Here is a 722-nt window from a genome sequence, read left to right as displayed (position 1 = left end):
CTTTGCGCTGGCCGAGATCGCGCTGCCATTCGTCAATACGCTCGGGGGCACCCAACTCGCGCTCCATTATTTCGGGCGCGACGGGATCGTACTTCCCATGATCGCGCTGGTCCTGGTGATCGCGCTGGTGGCCGGTCTGTACCCCGCCTTCGTCCTGTCGGGTTTCCGTCCCGCTGCGGTGCTGGCCTCGACGCGCGCACCGGGCGGTGGTCGCGCCGGAGCACGGTTGCGTGGCGCGCTGGTCATCGTCCAGTTCGCCATCGCCATCGCCTTTGCGATCGCAACCGGGACGATGCTGGCGCAGACCGCGCACATCCGCGACGCCGACCTCGGCTTCCATCGGGAAGGGCTGCTGCTCATTCGCTCGTTCAACGATAGCGGGCTCGATGCGGCGCAGCGCGCGGACATCTTACGCAGCGCGGCAGCGGTTCCGGGCGTGACGGGCGTAACGGTGGGCAACAATGCGCCGGGGGATCAGGATACGACCAATTTCTCGGGCTACAGTCGGCCAGGTGCGCCCGACCGGAAGATATCGGTGATGGATGTCGGGACGGGGCGCGACTATTTCGCGGTCTACGGTGCCCGGCGCATTGCCGGGCGCCTGTTCGACGCGGCGCATGCCGACGATCGCGCTCTTCTTTCCCCGGCGGAGCGCAAGAAAATCGGCCCCAACCTGGTGATCAACCGCAAGGCGGTGACGGCGCTCGGCTTTTCGTCGCCGA

1 protein-coding gene is annotated in these 722 nt (G+C 67.0%); it reads left to right on the top strand.

What is annotated here, in order from left to right:
- Positions 1–722, top strand: a 722-nt coding sequence (locus tag AACY45_RS27225) for a hypothetical protein (RefSeq protein WP_339548525.1), incomplete at both ends; no start/stop codon positions are given.

It is taken from the genome of Pseudomonas sp. RA_35y_Pfl2_P32, assembly GCF_963970735.1.
Classification (GTDB): Bacteria; Pseudomonadota; Gammaproteobacteria; order Pseudomonadales; family Pseudomonadaceae; genus Aquipseudomonas.
This window is presented reverse-complemented; position numbering and strand designations above follow the sequence as displayed.